At 61.0% G+C, this 17,698-nt stretch carries 20 protein-coding genes; 5 read left to right on the forward strand and 15 right to left on the reverse strand.

The annotated features are described in order from the left end of the window. Position 1: 1 nt before the first annotated feature. The 3 genes from modA to ACLGGT_RS03400 form a co-directional block, all read right to left on the reverse strand. Positions 2 to 778, reverse strand: coding sequence for a molybdate ABC transporter substrate-binding protein (gene modA, locus ACLGGT_RS03390; RefSeq protein WP_437195042.1), 777 nt, complete (start codon positions 776 to 778; stop codon positions 2 to 4). A 65-nt stretch (positions 779 to 843) separates the two neighbouring features. Next, positions 844 to 1,212 carry a winged helix-turn-helix domain-containing protein gene (locus tag ACLGGT_RS03395; RefSeq protein WP_037296936.1) on the reverse strand — a complete coding sequence of 123 codons (369 nt, stop codon included), beginning with the start codon at positions 1,210 to 1,212 and terminating at the stop codon, positions 844 to 846. A 79-nt stretch (positions 1,213 to 1,291) separates the two neighbouring features. After that, a complete protein-coding gene (locus ACLGGT_RS03400) occupies positions 1,292 to 2,200 on the reverse strand; it encodes a hypothetical protein (RefSeq protein ID WP_437195043.1) in 909 nt (302 codons plus the stop codon). A gap of 255 nt (positions 2,201 to 2,455) precedes the next feature. Between ACLGGT_RS03400 and ACLGGT_RS03405 the strand changes: the two genes are divergently transcribed. Beyond that, positions 2,456 to 3,370, forward strand: a complete 915-nt coding sequence (locus ACLGGT_RS03405; protein ID WP_437195044.1) for a DMT family transporter — start codon at positions 2,456 to 2,458, stop codon at positions 3,368 to 3,370. Further along, positions 3,334 to 3,561 (forward strand): hypothetical protein, encoded by a 228-nt coding sequence (locus ACLGGT_RS03410; protein ID WP_437195045.1) that lies wholly within the window; start codon positions 3,334 to 3,336, stop codon positions 3,559 to 3,561. The genes ACLGGT_RS03405 and ACLGGT_RS03410 overlap by 37 nt, the downstream gene beginning before the upstream one ends. Before the next feature lie 71 nt (positions 3,562 to 3,632). Here ACLGGT_RS03410 and ACLGGT_RS03415 read toward each other — a convergent pair whose 3' ends face one another. The 9 genes from ACLGGT_RS03415 to glpD all read right to left on the reverse strand — a co-directional run bounded on the left by ACLGGT_RS03415 (position 3,633) and on the right by glpD (position 14,254). Then, on the reverse strand, positions 3,633 to 4,862 hold the full coding sequence (locus ACLGGT_RS03415) for a glycosyltransferase (protein ID WP_437195046.1): 1,230 nt from the start codon (positions 4,860 to 4,862) through the stop codon (positions 3,633 to 3,635). Between the two features lie 137 nt (positions 4,863 to 4,999). Next, the gene (glpK, locus tag ACLGGT_RS03420; protein WP_421999973.1) at positions 5,000 to 6,487 is read right to left on the reverse strand and encodes a glycerol kinase GlpK; all 1,488 of its coding nucleotides are present in this window, start codon (positions 6,485 to 6,487) and stop codon (positions 5,000 to 5,002) included. Positions 6,488 to 6,621: 134 nt separating this feature from the next. Then, on the reverse strand, positions 6,622 to 8,340 hold the full coding sequence (locus ACLGGT_RS03425; RefSeq protein WP_198133554.1) for an ABC transporter substrate-binding protein: 1,719 nt from the start codon (positions 8,338 to 8,340) through the stop codon (positions 6,622 to 6,624). Positions 8,341 to 8,383: 43 nt separating this feature from the next. Next, a complete protein-coding gene (locus ACLGGT_RS03430) occupies positions 8,384 to 8,656 on the reverse strand; it encodes a DUF2160 domain-containing protein (RefSeq protein WP_008279274.1) in 273 nt (90 codons plus the stop codon). Positions 8,657 to 8,669: 13 nt separating this feature from the next. Continuing rightward, complete coding sequence (locus ACLGGT_RS03435; RefSeq protein WP_008279275.1) at positions 8,670 to 9,512, reverse strand: carbohydrate ABC transporter permease; 843 nt, start codon at positions 9,510 to 9,512, stop codon at positions 8,670 to 8,672. Next, positions 9,512 to 10,384 (reverse strand): carbohydrate ABC transporter permease, encoded by an 873-nt coding sequence (locus ACLGGT_RS03440; protein ID WP_008279276.1) that lies wholly within the window; start codon positions 10,382 to 10,384, stop codon positions 9,512 to 9,514. The genes ACLGGT_RS03435 and ACLGGT_RS03440 overlap by 1 nt, the downstream gene beginning before the upstream one ends. Next, positions 10,384 to 11,478 (reverse strand): ABC transporter ATP-binding protein, encoded by a 1,095-nt coding sequence (locus ACLGGT_RS03445; protein WP_151977173.1) that lies wholly within the window; start codon positions 11,476 to 11,478, stop codon positions 10,384 to 10,386. The genes ACLGGT_RS03440 and ACLGGT_RS03445 overlap by 1 nt, the downstream gene beginning before the upstream one ends. 9 nt (positions 11,479 to 11,487) lie before the next feature. Next, on the reverse strand, positions 11,488 to 12,576 hold the full coding sequence (locus tag ACLGGT_RS03450; protein ID WP_081507614.1) for an ABC transporter ATP-binding protein: 1,089 nt from the start codon (positions 12,574 to 12,576) through the stop codon (positions 11,488 to 11,490). A 16-nt stretch (positions 12,577 to 12,592) separates the two neighbouring features. Then, positions 12,593 to 14,254: a glycerol-3-phosphate dehydrogenase gene (gene glpD / locus ACLGGT_RS03455; protein ID WP_437195047.1), complete on the reverse strand. Its 1,662-nt coding sequence runs from the start codon at positions 14,252 to 14,254 to the stop codon at positions 12,593 to 12,595. 238 nt (positions 14,255 to 14,492) lie between these two features. On the opposite strand from glpD, the gene ACLGGT_RS03460 reads away from it, so the two are divergent. Continuing rightward, positions 14,493 to 15,278 carry a DeoR/GlpR family DNA-binding transcription regulator gene (locus ACLGGT_RS03460; RefSeq protein WP_008279280.1) on the forward strand — a complete coding sequence of 262 codons (786 nt, stop codon included), beginning with the start codon at positions 14,493 to 14,495 and terminating at the stop codon, positions 15,276 to 15,278. Here ACLGGT_RS03460 and ACLGGT_RS03465 read toward each other — a convergent pair. After that, positions 15,266 to 15,520: a DUF167 domain-containing protein gene (locus ACLGGT_RS03465; RefSeq protein ID WP_437197390.1), complete on the reverse strand. Its 255-nt coding sequence runs from the start codon at positions 15,518 to 15,520 to the stop codon at positions 15,266 to 15,268. The genes ACLGGT_RS03460 and ACLGGT_RS03465 overlap by 13 nt on opposite strands. A 113-nt stretch (positions 15,521 to 15,633) precedes the next feature. Here ACLGGT_RS03465 and ACLGGT_RS03470 point away from each other — a divergent pair, with 113 nt between their 5' ends. Together ACLGGT_RS03470 and ACLGGT_RS03475 are read left to right on the forward strand one after the other, a co-directional pair. Next, positions 15,634 to 16,212, forward strand: a complete 579-nt coding sequence (locus ACLGGT_RS03470; protein ID WP_219435677.1) for a nitroreductase family protein — start codon at positions 15,634 to 15,636, stop codon at positions 16,210 to 16,212. Further along, the gene (locus ACLGGT_RS03475) at positions 16,209 to 16,916 is read left to right on the forward strand and encodes an EI24 domain-containing protein (RefSeq protein ID WP_437195048.1); all 708 of its coding nucleotides are present in this window, start codon (positions 16,209 to 16,211) and stop codon (positions 16,914 to 16,916) included. Before ACLGGT_RS03470 ends, ACLGGT_RS03475 begins: the two co-directional genes overlap by 4 nt. Here ACLGGT_RS03475 and ACLGGT_RS03480 read toward each other — a convergent pair. Both ACLGGT_RS03480 and mce read right to left on the reverse strand, forming a co-directional pair. Beyond that, positions 16,882 to 17,166, reverse strand: a complete 285-nt coding sequence (locus ACLGGT_RS03480) for a DUF1467 family protein (RefSeq protein ID WP_008279284.1) — start codon at positions 17,164 to 17,166, stop codon at positions 16,882 to 16,884. The two genes, ACLGGT_RS03475 and ACLGGT_RS03480, sit on opposite strands and share 35 nt — an antisense overlap. Further along, on the reverse strand, positions 17,166 to 17,570 hold the full coding sequence (mce, locus tag ACLGGT_RS03485) for a methylmalonyl-CoA epimerase (protein WP_008279285.1): 405 nt from the start codon (positions 17,568 to 17,570) through the stop codon (positions 17,166 to 17,168). The genes ACLGGT_RS03480 and mce overlap by 1 nt, the downstream gene beginning before the upstream one ends. Positions 17,571 to 17,698 lie beyond the last annotated feature (128 nt).

Below are 17,698 nucleotides of genomic sequence, written 5' to 3' on the forward strand. Positions count from 1 at the left end.
GTCAGCGCGCAAGGACGGTAAACCCCTGCCGCTCAAAGACGGCGCGCGCCTCGGGGCCTTGCAGATAGGCGAGAAAGGCGTTTTCGGCGGGCGTGTCGCGGTTGGCAAGATCGGCGACCGGATAGACGATGGGGGGGTGGCTGTTCTCGGGGAAGGTGCCGACGATGGTGACACGCTCCTCGGCGGTGGCGTCTGTTGCGTAGACGATGCCATAAGGAGCCTCGCCGGTGGCGACAAAGGCAAGGGCGGCGCGCACATTGTCGGCTTGGGCCACCTGCGGTGCGATGCCCTGCCAGAGGCCCAAGTTTTGCAGCGCGGCTTTGCCATAGATGCCCGCAGGCACGGAATCGACCAGCGCCATGGCCAGCCGCCCCTCGCCCAAGAGGGCGGCCAGATCAAGATCTGGGCCGATGTCGCGCGATGCGGCATCCCCATGGGACACCAGCACAAGGCGGTTGCCCAAGAGGTCAAAGCGCGCGCCCGGCTCGATCAGCCCGTCCGCTTCGATCTGGTCCATCCAGTCGGCACTGGCGGATATGAAAATATCCGCAGGCGCGCCCTGCTGGATCTGACGGGCGAGGGATGAGGAGCCCGCGAGCGCTGTCACAAGGTCATGGCCGCTGGCCGCCTCGAACCCTGCCTCGATCTCGGCCAAGGCAGTGGTCAGGCTGGCGGCGGCAAAGACAGTGACGGTGTCGGCGCGGGCGGTGGTTGCGAGGATGGGCGCAAGGGCAAGCAGGCAGGCAGCTAACGTGATTGGAGGTTTTGGCCGGATCATCCCTGTTTCCCTGCACTGATATGGTTCCAAAAACATATCGCAAGGCGGGGGATCAGAGGCAAGCGTTATTTTCCACCGGGAATATCCCTAAGCAAGGATTGGATCGCGGCAATCCGTGCGGCCCCGGCCTCGGCCATGATATCCTCAAGTTTGCGATACTGTGCCAACACTTCGATGCCTGTGTCGGTCAGATGGGCACCGCCGCCCTTAGCGCCCCCTCGGCTCGAGTCCACAAGCGGTTCGCGAAAGGCTGCATTCATGGACTCCACCAACATCCAAGCGCGTTTATAGCTCATGGACATGCTGCGCCCGGCGGCGGCGATGGAGCCTGTATCGCGAATACGCTCCAACAGATCGGCCTTGCCGGGGCCCAGCATTGCCTCGTCACCAAAGACGATACGAATCCGAAGGCTGGGTGGCTCTGGCTGTGTCATGATGCGGGTATGCCAAATTTTCGTTAAGTCTTACAAGACATATCGAAAACCCTCAACTCTGTCGATAGAGGCCTGCACCTCAAAGATCGGCAGGGGCCGCGCCATCCGCCATGGGCGGCACGTCTAGGGGCATCGACCAGTCGGCGGGGTCGGTACATTCTGCCTCGGGACGCGCCAGAAGGATCTGCGCGTGGAAGTGACCGGTGGTTTCCACGCCTTCGGTGTCATGCCCTGCGGCCTGCGCATTGGCGATGGCACGGGCCTGTTCCTCGGGGCTTTCAAATCGGCGGTGGATAAAGGCCGGGATCGGCAGACGTTCAACCACAAGACCGTGGGCGCGCAGCACCTCTGTTGCCTCGGGCCGCTCGTTGCCCCGGATGGGCGACGTCATGACCCAAGGCTTGACCGGGCCGCAAGCCGCCAGCATCCGGTCGAGCGCGCGGGGCATAAGCTGGGCAACAGAGCCGCATTCAACGATCATGTCACAGCGCGCCAGTTCCCGGCCAAGCCCCTCGGATGGTTCTGCACGTTCCAGATCCTCGACAAAGCCGGATTGAAAGAGGCCAACCGCGCGCCCATAGGCAACCGCGTTGGGCATCACATCAATGCCGGTGACATGCAACGCGGGCGCAGGGCGGCGCAGCCCCGCCAGCCAGCCGCGATCCAGATCAATCACCTCTGCGGAAGACGCGCTGTCGAACACCGGCTGACGGTAGCGGGCAAACACCTGTTCCAGGCTCAGCTCATGCGCCATGAGTGCGGAAACGATGCCATAGCTGCTGGCGAAATCAACGATCCTTGCCTGCTCAAGACCACGCAGGCGCATCATTTCCCCCAATCCGGCCCGAAACCCCGCGACCGCGTGATGTTGGTTGCGATAGCCCAGCCGGTCCATCATGCGGAAATAGGCCCGACAATCGGGTTGATCATAGGTGTCGTCAAAGATGGTGACAAAGCCGGAGGTAGGCGTATCAGAGGGGGCGGTCATGGAAATGTCCCTTGGGGATCAGGGGGGCACATGGCCCGATGGTGCGCAAACTTGCCTCCCGCGCCGTGATTTACAACAGAAATCACGAGAATTTTCACCGTTTCCCACGCAAGCGTGACCCGCGCGCCGTCGTTGAAACAATATTTCGCGGCCATCAGAGGAACGTGACCATCTGTGCGCGGGCGTGGATTGCACCAACCACGGTTAGGGCGCAAGGTAAAGTCAGGTTTCGGTATCACGGTTCAGGAGCGCGCCATGACTAACGCCAGCACACAGATTGTTCCCGATGCCTCCAAGGTCATGATGGGTGCCACGCTCGCTTGGGTCGCGGTGTTGATCTATGCTTCGTCAAATTCCCTCGTCTCGCTGTTGGCCGATATCGGATCACAGAACCTCGTGATGGGGCGCAATGTCATCACCTATTGCAACCTGCTGTTTGTCGGCTCGCTTATGTCGATGGTGCCGATGATTTTCATGTTCTGGCGCGACTGGACTTTTGAGAACCTGCGCGCGCTGACACGGAAAAACTGGGCGATCCTGACGCTTTCGGCGTTCTTTTCTTCCGCTTTGACACCGGGGCTGTTCTTTTACGCGCTGGAGCATACCACGGTCACGAATGTTGTGTTGATGGGCCGGATCGAACCGCCACTTTTTTTGCTGGCGGCCTGGCTGGTCTTGCGCGAGGAGTTCGAGCCTTGGGCCTTTGTTGCCGGTCTGGTGGCGCTTTGCGGGGCGGCGGTGATGATCCTGATGAACAGTGAGGGCGCATCGCTCAACCTTGGCAAGGGCGAGATTGGCGCGCTTTTGGCGACGCTGTCCTATATTGCCTCGACTTTGATTGCCCGCACAGGTCTGCGCGACATTCCTATGGGGATTTTCGCGATCTACCGCACGGCGGTGGGCACGACGGTCTATTTCTTTGTGGCCCTATACCTGTTTGGTCCGAACCATTTTCAGGATGTGTTTGATCCGGTGGTCTGGCAATGGGTTTGGATCTATGCGGTGGTGGTGATCATGGGCGGGCAATTCGCCTGGGCGTTCGGGCTTAAATATGCGCGCTCGGGTGATGTATCATTGGCGGGCAATTCGCCTGGGCGTTCGGGCTTAAATATGCGCGCTCGGGTGATGTATCATTGGCCACGTCATTTTCACCGCTGGCGGCAATTCTGATCGCGATGGTGATGCTGGGCGAAGACCCCGGACCGGGGCTGATCCCCGGCGGCGCAATCATCCTTTTGGCGGTGGGCATCGGCCAGTATGGCCGCCTGCGCCGCCGCCGTCGCGAGGATGACACGATGCGCAAGCAGGCGCAGGAGCGCGCGCTGGAACATGAGGGCGCCGTAAACTTCAAAGGGGTCTGAGTGCGGGCTCAAAGGCAAACGCCCCGATTGTCACAGGGCGTTTTGCACTTTTCGGCAGGCAAGATCGGCTGTCAGAAATTCCCGACCGAAGGGTGACGGTGCCCGGCAAGCGACCCATAGGCGGGACGCAGGGCATCAGGCAGGGAGGCATAGCTCTGAAAAAGTTCGCGGGCGAGACCGGCAAGCGGCGGAATAGAAACCCCCATCGCACCAAGCGCGGCTTGCTTGAGCGCCAGCCCATCCGCCACCTCTGGCAGCATATCGGGTGCAAAGCCCGTGATCTCGCGTCCGGCGTCATGGACCGGCATCAACCAGACAGCGCCGGGCAGGTGATCATGGTTCGCCTCAAACAGAGCAACCGCCTCAGACAGGGCCGATCCCCCGCCTGCGCGCGGATAGGGGGCCAGCACACACAGCCCGGTGGCATTGGCATGGGCAGAGAATGCAGACCTGTCGTCAAGCGGCAGCACCCGGACGGTGGGATAGGCCCCAAGCAGTTCGTGCAGCACGCGCGACCCAAGAGCGTTCATATCCTCAAGATAGACCGTGACGCGCACCCCTGCTGCAAGCCGGTGGCCAATGGTCCCCAGCGCGTGATGGATCACCTGCGCGCCGTCCTGCGCCAGAACAACCATCTCGCGGGTCAACATCCGGGGCTGACGGCTGAGGAAAAAGGCAAAGATCTGCTCAGCCATGCCATTGTAATGCGTGACATCACGGGTGTCGTGGACGATGCGGCCAATATCCACCTCGGCCACGTCATACCCCGCCGCATGCACCCGCAGCATGATATCAAGATCGACCGCATAATCAGTCGCAAGACCGTTGTAGGCGATCAGAGACCGATCAAAGACATAGAGCCCGGAATTGGGTGCGCGCAGATGCGACAAGCCCGGAAACATCTGATGCAGGGCCGGCCGCACCAAAAGGCGGGTCATCGGCATGTTATCGGCGGGGTCGTGCCACGCCCCCTTGATCAAGCCCACACCGGGGCCGCGGGCAGCGGGCATCTGTGCAAACAGATCAGTGTCAAACCTGTCGAGATCGGCATCGACCTTCATCACCCAGTCATGGCGGGCGGCGGAGACACCTGCGCGCACCGCGTGGCCCATGCCGGTTTGTGTCTCTGAGATAACTGTCGCACCCGCCCCGCGCGCCAATTCTGCCGTCGCATCGGTCGAGCCGTTGTCGACCACCACGACCTCGCCCACATCCGGCATATCCGCAAGCACCGACACGACGCGGGCAATGGTTTGCGCCTCGTTTCTGGCCGGGACAATGACGCTGACCGGGGCGGTCATGGCAACTCCTTGGGAAACAGGAAATACATTCCTTTGTCGAGAACCTAGTCTTTGGCGGCCTTGATCACAATATGAGACGTGTCACGAGAGTAAAATCTCTCGTGAAAGACTGTAACCTGAGCAGAAGGTTAGAACAACTAAAAGGCGAGTGTGGCCGAAACCGCGCGTGTCCAACCCTCAACCTTGGCGGTGCGCAGCTCGGTCGACATCTTTGGCAGAAACTGCTGTTCCAATGCCCAAGTATCGGCAAATCCGGCCTGATCGGGGTATAGACCGATCTGCATCCCCGCCAGCCAAGCCGCCCCAAGCGCGGTGGTTTCCAGCACTTGCGGACGATCCACAGGCGCGTCGATAATGTCTGACAGGAACTGCATGGCCCAGTCAGACGCGCTCATTCCGCCATCCACCCGCAATACCGCATCGGCCCCGTGCCCGGCCCAATCATCGCGCATCGCCCGCAAGAGATCGCGGGTCTGGAACCCCACGCTTTCCAGCGCCGCACGGGCCAGTTCCGCAGGCCCGGTGCTGCGGGTAAGCCCAAAGATCGCCCCCCGACAGTCAGGCCGCCAATAGGGCGCGCCAAGCCCGGTAAAGGCAGGCACCAGAACGACTGTTTGATTGGGGTCGGCCTGTTCGGCGAGGGGCTGTGTTTCACTGGCGTGGCGGATCATCTTGAGCCCGTCGCGCAGCCATTGCACCACGGCCCCCGCGACAAAGATCGAGCCTTCGAGCGCATAGGTCGGCTTGCCATCCAATTGATAGGCAATGGTGGTGAGCAGCCGGTTTTGCGAGACAACCGGCGTATCGCCCGTGTTGAGCAGTGCAAAACAGCCGGTGCCATAGGTGGATTTGAGCATCCCCGGCTTGAAACACGCCTGCCCCACTGTGGCCGCCTGCTGATCGCCCGCCACACCGCGAATGGGGATTTCGCGGCCAAAGAGATCGGCGCGGGTGTGGCCATAGTCATCGGCGCTGTCGCGCACCTGAGGCAGCATTTGCATCGGGATGCCCAAGAGATCGCAGATCGTGGCGCTCCAGCGCCCTTTGCGGATATCGTAAAGCAGGGTGCGCGCGGCATTTGTTGCATCGGTGGCATGCACGCGCCCGCCCGTGAGTTTCCAGATAAGATAGCTATCGACGGTGCCAAAAAGCAGATCGCCCGCTTGGGCGCGGGCGCGCGCGCCCTCGACATGATCGAGAATCCAGCGCAGTTTTGTTCCGGAAAAATAAGGATCAAGCAAAAGCCCGGTGCGCCCGGCCACCATCGGTTCGTGGCCTGCGGCGCGCAATTCGGCGCAATACTCTGCCGTGCGCCGGTCTTGCCAAACAATCGCGCGGTGAATGGCCTGCCCGGTGTGGCGATCCCAGACCACCGTTGTCTCGCGTTGATTGGTGATGCCGATGGCGGCGATGTCGGCCCCGGTCAGCCCGGCCTTTTCGATCACCGCGCGGCAGGTGCCCGCTGTGGTCGACCACAGATCATTCGCGTCATGCTCGACCCAGCCCGATTGCGGAAAATGCTGGGCGAATTCCTCTTGTGCCGTGGCCGTGATGCGCATCTGCGCATCGAACAGGATCGCGCGACTCGACGTGGTGCCTTGGTCGATAGCGAGGATATGGGTCATGAGAGTGGGTCCGTAGGTTTGAGTGGTCATCCTCGGGCTTGACCCTAGGATCGCCCTACCCCGTCATCCTCAGGCTTGACCCGGGGATGACGGAAAGGTCCGGGGCGCGCGGCACGCGCCCCGATGCATTTCACTTACTGCCAGGACTTGATCAACTCGTCATAGGCGATGGTGACCGGCTCTTCGTCTTCGTTCTCAAGTTTGGCCTTGGGGGCACCGGGCTGACTCAGCCAATGCTCGGGGTCCATTTCCTCGTTGAGTTTCGGGCCGATGTCGCCTTGGATGCCAGCGCGCTCAAGCCGCTCAAGCACGCGCTCTTGATCCGCGCAGAGCGCATCAAGCGCCTCTTGCGGGGTTTTGGCGCCCGACATGGCATCGCCGATATTCTGCCACCAAAGCTGGGCCAGTTTCGGATAGTCGGGCACGTTGGTGCCGGTGGGCGACCACTGAACGCGCGCGGGTGAGCGGTAGAATTCCACAAGGCCGCCCAGCTTGTCGGCGCGCTCGGTAAAGCTGTCGTGCTGGATCGTCGACTCGCGGATGAAGGTGAGGCCGGTGTGGGCCTTTTTCACATCCACGGTTTTCGAGGTCACGAACTGCGCATAGAGCCACGCCGCTTTGGCACGGTCGACGGGGGTGGATTGCATCAGGGTCCAGCTACCGGCATCCTGATAGCCCACTTTCATGCCCTCTTCCCAATAAACGCCATGTGGGCTGGGGGCCATGCGCCATTTCGGCGTGCCGTCTTCGTTCATCACCGGCAGGTCGGGTTTCACCGAGGCTGCGGTAAAGGCGGTGTACCAGAACATCTGTTGCGCAACGTTGCCCTGCGCGGGGATTGGGCCCGCCTCAGAGAAGGTCATGCCAGCGGCGGCAGGGGGCGAGTATTTCTGAAGCCACTCGATCGCCTTGGTGACGGCATAGACCGCCGCAGGGCTGTTGGTGGCACCGCCACGCGCGACACAGGACCCCACAGGCTGCGAATTTTCATTCACACGGATGCCCCATTCATCGACCGGCAGGCCGTTGGGTTCACCCTTGTCGCCCATCCCGGCCATGGACATCCACGCGTCGGTATAGCGCCAGCCAAGGCTGGGGTCTTTCTTGCCATAGTCCATGTTGCCAAAGACTTCGCCCTCGACGCCCAAATGGCTGAGGTCACGGCCGGTAAAGAATTCGGCGATATCCTCATAGGCCGACCAGTTGACCGGAACGCCCAGATCATAGCCGTATTTTTCTTTGAAATCGGCCTTGTTCTTGTCGTCGTTGAACCAATCGTAGCGGAACCAGTAAAGGTTGGCGAATTGCTGGGTTGGCAGTTGATAGACCTTGCCATCGGGGCCGGTGGTGAACGAGAGGCCCACGAAATCGTCGATATCAAGCGTCGGGCTGGTCACATCCGCACCCTCGCCTGCCATCCAGTCGGTCAGGTTGCGCACCTGCTGATACCGCCAATGGGTGCCGATAAGGTCACTGTCGTTGACATAGCCGTCATAGATATTCTCGCCCGACTGCATCTGGGTTTGCAGTTTTTCGACCACATCGCCTTCGCCGATGAGGTCATGCGTGACCTTGATGCCGGTGATGGCGGTAAAGGCCGGGGCCAGCACCTTGGATTCGTAGCTATGCGTGTCGATGGTTTCCGACACAACCTTGATTTCCATGCCGGAAAAGGGCTGAGCTGCGTCGATGAACCACTGCATTTCCGCCTCTTGCTCGGCGCGGGTAAGCGACGACAGATCGCCGATTTCCGCATCGAGAAACGCCTTTGCCGCCTCCATATCGGCAAAGGCGGGCGAGGCCATCAGGCCCAGCGACACCAGCGCGGTGGTTGTTTTCATTCGAAAGTTCATGGTTTCCCTCCCTAGGTGAACTTTGTTGGTGATTGATCCCGGTCTAAACCCAGCGAAACACCGCCGCGGCATAGATCAGGCAGAGGATCAGCGCATAAGGCTGGTTCGCGCCGACAATTCCGAGCCAGGCCAGGTTGAGAAAGGCCGAGCCGAGAAGCGTGATGAAAAGACGATCGCCGCGCGTCGTCTCGATCCGAAGGATGCCAACACGCGGGGTTTCGGGGAATTTGATCGCCAGCACCGTGAAGGTGATGAGCAGCGCCGCGATGACCCCGAAGAAGATCGCGGTGGGGAGTGTCCAAGCCATCCAGTCCATGTTTAGTCCTCCCTCAGACGCGGCCTAGGGCGAAGCCCTTGGCGATGTAGTTCCGCACGAAATAGATCACGAGCGCGCCGGGCACGATGGTGAGCACCCCTGCCGCCGCCAGAACGCCCCAATCGAGACCGCTTGCCGACACCGTGCGCGTCATGGTGGCGGCGATGGGCTTGGCATCGACGCTGGTCAGCGTGCGGGACAAGAGCAATTCCACCCATGAGAACATGAAGCAGAAGAACGCGGCCACGCCTACGCCCGATGCAATCAGTGGCATGAAGATTTTCACGAAGAACCGCCCGAAGGAATAGCCGTCGATATAGGCTGTCTCGTCGATCTCTTTGGGGACGCCGCGCATGAACCCCTCTAGAATCCACACGGCCAGCGGCACGTTGAAGAGGCAATGCGCCAGCGCCACAGCGATATGCGTGTCAAACAACCCCACGCTTGAATAAAGCTGAAAGAACGGCAGGGCAAAGACCGCAGGAGGGGCCATCCGGTTGGTCAAAAGCCAGAAGAAGAGATGCTTGTCGCCCAAGAAACTATAGCGCGAGAACGCATAGGCGGCAGGCAGGGCCACGGCAATCGACAGAACCGTGTTCATCACCACATAGATCAGCGAATTGACATAGCCCATATACCAACTGGCATCGGTGAGGATGGTGGCATAATTCGCCAGAGTCGGGCTCTGCGGCCAGAGCGAGAAGGTGCCAAGGATCTCGTCATTGGTCTTGAAGCTCATGTTCACGAGCCAATAGATCGGCAAGAGCAGGAACACGAGGTAAAGCACCATCACCACGTTGACGCGCGGCAGGGCAAGGCCACGTGTGGTGCTGCGGGTCGCGGTCAGATCGGCCATCACTTGCCCTCCCGTTTATCGAGATTGACCATGACTGTGTAAAACACCCATGAAATCAGCAGGATTACGAGGAAATACATGATCGAAAAGGCGGCGGCGGGGCCGAGGTCGAATTGCCCGAGCGCCATTTTCACGAGGTCAATGGAGAGGAACGTCGTGGCATTGCCCGGACCGCCGCCCGTGACCACGAAAGGCTCGGTATAGATCATGAAACTGTCCATGAAGCGCAGGAGGATGGCGATCATCAGCACCCCCGTCATCTTGGGCAATTCAATATAGCGGAACACGGCCCAGCGGCTGGCCTGATCAATCTTGGCGGCCTGATAATAGGCGTCGGGGATAGATTGCAGCCCGGCATAGGCCAGAAGGGCGACCAGCGAGGTCCAGTGCCAGACATCCATCACGATCAGCGTCACCCAAGCATCCACCGCATCCTGAGTATAGTTATAGTCCACCCCCAGCGCCGCCAGCGTATGCCCCAAGAGGCCGATATCGACCCGGCCAAAGATTTGCCAAATGGTGCCTACCACGTTCCACGGGATCAAGAGCGGCAAGGACATGAGCACAAGGCAGACCGACACCCAGATGCCGCGCTTGGGCATATTGAGCGCCACCAGAATGCCCAGCGGCACCTCGATGGCGAGGATGATCGCGGAAAAGATCGCCTGCCGTTGCAGCGCGTCCCACATCCGCTCTGAGGCGAGCATTTCTTCGAACCACTCCAGCCCCGCCCAGAAGAACTGGTTGTTTCCAAAGGTATCCTGCACCGAATAGTTGACCACGGTCATCAGCGGGATCACGGCGGAGAACGCCACGAGGATCAGCACAGGCAGGACAAGGAACCATGCCTTTTGATTGACGGTCTTCTCCATCACGCGGCCTCCTGCGCCTGAGATTTCGGCGTGACGCGCCAGTCATCGGCATAGACGTTGATCGCCGCCGGATCGAAGGTAAGGCGCGTCATTTCGGGCGAAATCAGCGCGCCCTCGGCGGCAATGGCGTTGATCTGAACCCCGGCCAATTCGCAGCGGACGATCTTGTGACGGCCCACATCCTCGATCCGCCGCACGGTCACTGGCAGGCCATCAGCCCCCGCCGTCAGACGCACGAATTCCGGCCGCACACCGATTTGCACCCGGCCTGTGGGGCGGGCATAGTCGGCCCCAAGCGGGATTTCGACGCCCTGCACCACGGCCTTGGTGCCGGAAACCTCTGCATCGAGCAGGTTCATGCCCGGCGAGCCGATGAAATAGCCCACGAATGTATGTTCTGGCCGCTCAAAGAGTTCCTGTGGGGTGCCCATCTGAACGACGCGACCGTCATGCATGACCACCACCTTGTCGGCAAAGGTCAGCGCCTCGGTCTGATCGTGGGTGACGTAGATCATCGTATGGCCAAACTCGTGATGCAGCGCCTTGAGCTGCGTTCTGAGTTCCCATTTCATATGCGGGTCGATCACCGTCAGCGGTTCATCGAAGAGAAGCGCGTTGACGTCTTCGCGCACCATGCCGCGACCAAGGCTGATTTTCTGCTTGGCATCTGCTGTAAGGCCGCGCGCCTTGCGGCCTAGCTCTGCCTCCATCCCGATCATGCGGGCGATGGTTTGAACCCGCTCGGCGATATAAGACGCCTCTGCCCCGCGATTGCGCAGCGGAAAGGCCAGATTGTCGCGCACGGTCATGGTGTCATAGACCACCGGAAACTGGAACACCTGCGCAATGTTGCGCGCGGCGGTGGCCTGATCGGTGACGTCCTGATCGTTGAAGAGGATACGGCCTTGGCTTGGGCGCAAGAGGCCTGAAATGATGTTGAGCAGCGTGGACTTGCCACAGCCTGACGCCCCCAAGAGCGCGTAAGCCTCGCCATCGCCCCAGACGTGATTGAGTTCCTTGAGCGCGAAATCCGCCTCGGACGCGGGGCGCGAGAGGTAGCTATGCGCGAGATTATCAAGCGTGATCTTGGCCATGGTTCCCCCTCACGCCGCCTCGGCATAGGGCGCGGGTGCGACCAGCGCGCCATCTGCCCCGAATACATAGACATGCGACGGATCAAGATAGACCCGCAACGCCGCCCCCAGTTTCAGATCGCGCACCCCGTGGATAAGACCCACCCAGCGCTCGCCATGGTGATCCAGATGCACAAAGGTTTCAGACCCGGTGATCTCGGTCACGTTGAGGCGTGTGTCAAAGGTCAGCGCATCGGCGGTATGCCGATCAAGTTCCAGATGATTGGGCCGGAAGCCCGCCGTATAGGTGCCGTCCGCCAGAGCGGCCATGCTGCCCAGCGCCTCGGCCGATTGCCCATCGCCAAAGAGGATGCGGTTGCCGGTCTTGGTGACGCTGAGGAAATTCATCGGCGGATCGCTAAAGACGCGCGCGGTCGTGGCATCGCGCGGTTGGCGGTAGACCAGCGGCGTGGGGCCGAATTGCGTGACACGCCCCTCCCACAGGGTTGCGGTATTGCCGCCCAAAAGCAGCGCCTCTTCCGGCTCTGTTGTGGCGTAGACAAAGATGCTGCCAGCCGCCTCGAAAATCTTGGGAATTTCGGCGCGCAATTCCTCGCGCAGCTTGTAATCGAGATTTGCCAGCGGCTCATCCAGCAGCACCAGCCCCGCCTCTTTGACCAGTGCGCGGGCCAGCGCGCAGCGCTGTTGTTGGCCGCCCGACAGCTCTAGCGGTTTGCGCGCCAGCATCGGGGACAATTGCATGAGGTCGGCGGTTTTCTTGACCGCTGCGTCGATTTCGGCGCTGGATTTGCCCATCAGGCGCAGGGGCGAGGCGATGTTGTCGTAGACGGTCATCGAGGGGTAGTTGATGAATTGCTGATAGACCATGGCCACGCGGCGATCCTGCACGCGCATCCCCGTCACATCCGCGCCGTTCCACAGAATGCGGCCTGTTGCAGGCACATCAAGCCCCGCCATCAAGCGCATGAGCGAGGTTTTCCCCGAGAGGGTCGGCCCCAGAAGCACGTTCATCGTGCCAGCCTCGAGCGTGAGATCGGTCGGGTGAATATGCACCTGCCCGTTCACACGTTTCGATACCCCCTTGAGTGTCAGCGCCATGCGGTCGATCCCTCCGTTATCCCTTGGCAGCCACGGGGGCAGCCCGATCAAGGCCGCGCTCGTGCTGCATCCAGTCGTCGAGCGCTGCAATCTGCGCCTCGGTCATCTTGAGGCCCAAACGGGTGCGCCGCCAGACCACATCCGCCGCCGTTCGGGCGTATTCATGGTCCATCTGCCAACGCACCTCGGCCCCGGTCAAACCGGCCCCGAAATCGGGGCCAAGATCGGCTGCCTCGCGCGCTTGGCCCAGAATATCCTGCGCCTCGGTGCCATAGGCGCGCACCAAGCGGCGCGCCCCTGCCGCCGTCAGAAACGGATAGGCCCGGTGCAGACTCTCTGTCAGCGGGTCAAACCCGTCAACGGGGAAATTACCCCCCGGCAGGGCGGCGCCTGCGGTCCAATCCGCGCCCGCCTCTGGAAAGAAGGGCCGCAGTTTGGCCAGCGCTGCCTCGGCCAATTTGCGATAGGTGGTGATCTTGCCGCCAAAGATGTTCAAAAGCGGCGCGCCCGGCCCCTCGGCCAATGTCAGCACATAGTCACGGGTGGCGGCAGTGGCGGATTTCGCGCCATCATCATAAAGCGGGCGCACGCCCGAATAGGTCCAGACGATATCAGCGCGTGTCACGGGCGTCTGGAAATACTCGGATGCAAAGCGGCAGAGATACTCGGCCTCTTCCGGTGTGCATTCCGGGCGGCTATCGGCCTGCCCATGTTCGGCATCGGTGGTGCCGATCAGGGTGAAATCCCCCTCATAGGGGATGGCAAAGATGATCCGCCCATCGGTGCCCTGAAAGAAATAGCATTTGTCATGGTCAAACAGGCGGCGCGTCACGATATGGCTGCCACGCACCAGCCGCACCCCCTCGGCAGAATTAAGGCGCAGCGTGCCCGAGATCACATCCTTGACCCAAGGTCCGGCGGCATTGACCAGCGCGCGCGCCTGCACCACCTCGGTGATACCGGTTTCCTGATCCTTGAGCGTTACCTGCCACAAATCACCCACACGCTCGGCTGATTGCACGCGGGTGCGGGTGCGGATGCGGGCACCACGCGCCGCAGCATCGCGCGCATTGAGCACGACAAGGCGGCTATCCTCGATCCAGCAGTCGGAATATTCATAGGCGCGGGTGAACTTGTCCTTGAGCGGCGCGCCCTCGGGCGCGTTGCGCAGATCAAGCGTAGAGGTCGCGGGCAGGATTTTCCGGCCCCCAAGATGATCGTAGAGAAACAGCCCCAGACGGATCAACCAAGCGGGCCGCCGCCCCTTCATCCATGGCATGACCAAATTGAGGATGCGAGAGGTCGGCGTTTCGCCCTCGAACCGCATATCGCGGTGGTAGGGCAGAACAAAGCGCATGGGCCAGCTGATATGCGGCATCGCACGCAGCAGCGTTTCGCGCTCGATCAGCGCCTCGCGCACCAGCCGGATTTCGAAATATTCGAGATAGCGCAGGCCGCCATGGAAAAGCTTGGTCGACGCGCTTGACGTGGCCCAAGCGAGATCGTTCATCTCGGCCAGTTCGACCCGCAATCCACGCCCCGCCGCATCACGGGCGATGCCACAGCCGTTGATGCCGCCGCCGATGACGAACAGGTCGATCACTGTGTTCCCGCGGCCCTGCGACACGCGCCCCTCCCACCGTAAGATGAGCGCAAACGAACCATTTTTTGACCACATCGGTCAAGAATGAATGTTCGTTTTGTTTCTTTTTAAAATACACCTATTGATTTTATTCAATAATTTTCCAAACCCACCTCACTTCAACGGGTGAACGAACGGATTTTGCCACCCAACACCGCGCCAGCAGGCGATCCGGGCTGTCGATTCGTCCGCCATGCCGCAGCGCGGCGGAGGCTTTGCTTGCAGAGATCCCCAAAACGAACATAATCGAACCTGTAACCGATCAAGGCCCGCCATGTCCCAGAGCTTTCGCCAACCCGACATTCTCGAAATTGCCCGCGCCGAAGGCAAGGTTACGGTCGAGGATCTCGCAGAACGCTTTGATGTCACCGTTCAAACCATCCGCCGCGACCTGACCGAACTTGCCAATGCGGGCAAGCTGGAGCGCGTGCATGGCGGCGCGATCCTGCCGTCTGGCGTGTCCAATATCCTGTACGAGGAACGCCGCCGCCTGAATGAGCCTGCCAAGGCCGCGATTGGGCGCGCCTGTGCGGCGGCTATTCCGCATAATGCCTCGGTCTTTCTGGACATCGGCACCACGACCGAAGCGGTGGCGCGCGAATTGATGGATCATCGCAACCTCATGGTCGTCACCAACAATATGAACGTGGCGCAAATCCTGCTGACCAACAAGGATTGCGAGATTGTCGTGGCAGGCGGCGCGCTCAGGCGATCCGACAATGGCTTGGTCGGCAATCTGACCGCGCGCACCATCGAGAATTTCAAGTTCGATTACGCGATCCTGGGATGTTCCGCGCTGGACGAGGACGGCGACATGCTCGATTTCGACATTCAAGAGGTGGTGGTGGGCCAGACCCTGCTCAACCGCTCGCGCGAGGTGTTTCTGGTCGCCGATCACTCAAAATTCCAGCGCAGTGCGCCGGTGCGGCTTGGGTCTATTCGCGATGTCGATCAGGTCTTTACCGACCGCCCCTTGCCGGCACCGCTGGCTGAAAACTGTATTGGTTGGGGTACGCGGGTGCAGGTGGCGGGCATGCCGGGCAAGCGTCAGTCGACCTGAAACACCTTGTCCCGGCTGGTGTGACCGCGCAGCAGGGTCAGGCGCGATTTTGGCAGGCCCAGCGCCTTGGCCAAGAGTTTTTGAACGGCGGCATTGGCCTTGCCATCCTCGGGCACGGTGGTGACATAGACCCGCAGCACGTCATCCTCTGCAACGATGCGATTGCGCGCGGCCTTGGGCGTGACCCGCAGGGTAAAGGTGGTGCCGGGCTGGGCCAATGCGCTGAGGTCGGGGATGTCCATGGCAGTGCAATAGCGGCTGGCTTGAGCCTGTCCAAGAGGATTTGCAGCATCGGGGCTTGACCCCGGGCGCGCGCTTGCCGACATGTGGGGGGCCTTGCAGGAGAAAGACACCGATGCCCACGCCCAATCCCGCCGCCCTTGATTTTCTGCTGTCGCGCCGCTCGCGCCCAGCCAAGACGCTGGGGCTGCCGGTGCCCGACAGCGACGCCCTGCGCCCGCTCTTGGCCGCAGCCACCCGCGTGCCCGACCACGGCAAGCTGGAGCCGTGGCGCCTGATCGTGCTGGAGCGCGCGGCCCTCGTGCGGCTGGCGGGGCTGGTGGCCGAAGCAGGCGCGCGGCTGGGCAAATCCCCCGAGGATATCGCCAAGGCCGAGACGCAATTCGCCGATGCGCATCTGGCCGTTGCCGTGATCGAGAGCCCGAAACCCTCGGACAAGATTCCGGCGATCGAACAGACCTATTCGGCGGCCTGCGTCTGTCTTAGCCTCTTGAATGCTGCCCTTGCCGCTGGTTGGGGGGCCAATTGGCTGAGCGGTTGGCCCAGCCATGACCGGGGTTTCGCGCAGACCGCCCTTGGGCTGGCCGAACACGAGCGTATCGCCGGTTTTCTCCATATCGGGACCGAAGGGGCCGCCCCGCCCGAGCGACCGCGCCCTGACATCGACACCATCACCACTTGGGTTTCGGAATGATTTTCGCCAGTTTCTTCAAGGCCTTGGGTCAGATCGGCGACCCGCGTTTTCGCAAGGTGCTGTTCTTGGGTGTGGGTCTGACGCTGGCCCTGCTGATCGCGGCCTATGCTGGTGTGCTCTGGCTCATTCAGGTGGCTGTGGGCGACAGCACCACCCTGCCACTGCTCGGCGAGGTGACATGGCTGGGCGATCTTTTGAGCGGCGCGTCGTTCCTGCTGATGATCGTTCTGTCGGTATTTCTGATGGTGCCGGTCGCCTCTGCCATCACCTCGATGTTTCTCGATACTGTGGCGCAGGCGGTGGAGGACCGGCATTATCCGCACCTGCCCCCGGCCAGCATCGTGCCCTTTGGTGAGGCACTGCGCGACACGATCAACTTTTTGGGCGTCATCATCGGTGCGAATATTGTGGCGCTGTTTCTCTACGCGCTTTTCACGCCCTTTGCGCTTTTCATCTTTTGGGGCTTGAACGGCTATCTGCTCGGGATGGAATATTTCCAACTTGTCGCCATGCGCCGGGTCGGGCGCGCGGGGGCCAAGACATTGCGCAAGAAACATCGTCTGACCATTTGGGCGGCTGGTGTGTTGATGGCGATGCCGCTTTCAATCCCACTGGTGAACCTGCTCATTCCGATCTTGGGCGCGGCCACCTTTACCCATATCTTCCACGCTACTCAGGCGCGGCGGGTGGGGCCATCCGGTTGAACATATCCAGATCGCGCACCGTGATCATTCCCGAAATGATCGTGCCACCGATAATGATCCAGAGCACGATGGCGATGCCGGTGGTGATCCACGCCTTTTTCTTGAGGTGGTGATGTTCGGGTGATCCCGCATGAGTGCCGGGCACGATCTGACCCAGATCCCCTTGGGTCTGAATGCGGATCGGCAGCACGACGAAAAACGTCATGAACCAGATCACGGCAAAGAGCACGATGGCCGAGGTAACGCCCATCAGACCTGCTCCAGTTCCACGAGGCAGCCGTTGAAATCCTTGGGGTGCAGGAACAATACCGGCTTGCCATGCGCGCCAATCTTGGGCTCTCCGCTGCCCAGCACCCGCGCGCCGGTGGATTTCAGATGGTCGCGCGCCGCGATGATATCCTCGACCTCATAGCAGACATGGTGAATCCCGCCCGAGGGGTTCTTATCCAAAAACCCTTGGATCGGGCTGTTTTCGCCCAAAGGATAGAGCAATTCGATCTTGGTATTGGGCAATTCGATGAAGACGACGGTCACGCCATGATCCGGCTCGTCCTGCGGCGCACCCACTTTTGCGCCAAGCGCATGGCGATACTGATCGGCGGCGGCGGTAAGGTCCGGCACGGCGATGGCAACATGATTGAGGCGTCCGATCATGGGGCAATCCTTTCGCATGAATTTCCCCTGTTATGGGGATGAACGCAGGAACTGACAAGCGACAGGGGGACGCAACCCGCGCATTAACCTTGCGTTCACCACAATCGGGCCATGCTGCGGGGATGTCG

The sequence above is a fragment of the Roseovarius sp. MS2 genome (assembly GCF_051447875.1).
GTDB classification, from domain to species: Bacteria; Pseudomonadota; Alphaproteobacteria; order Rhodobacterales; family Rhodobacteraceae; genus Roseovarius; species Roseovarius mucosus_A.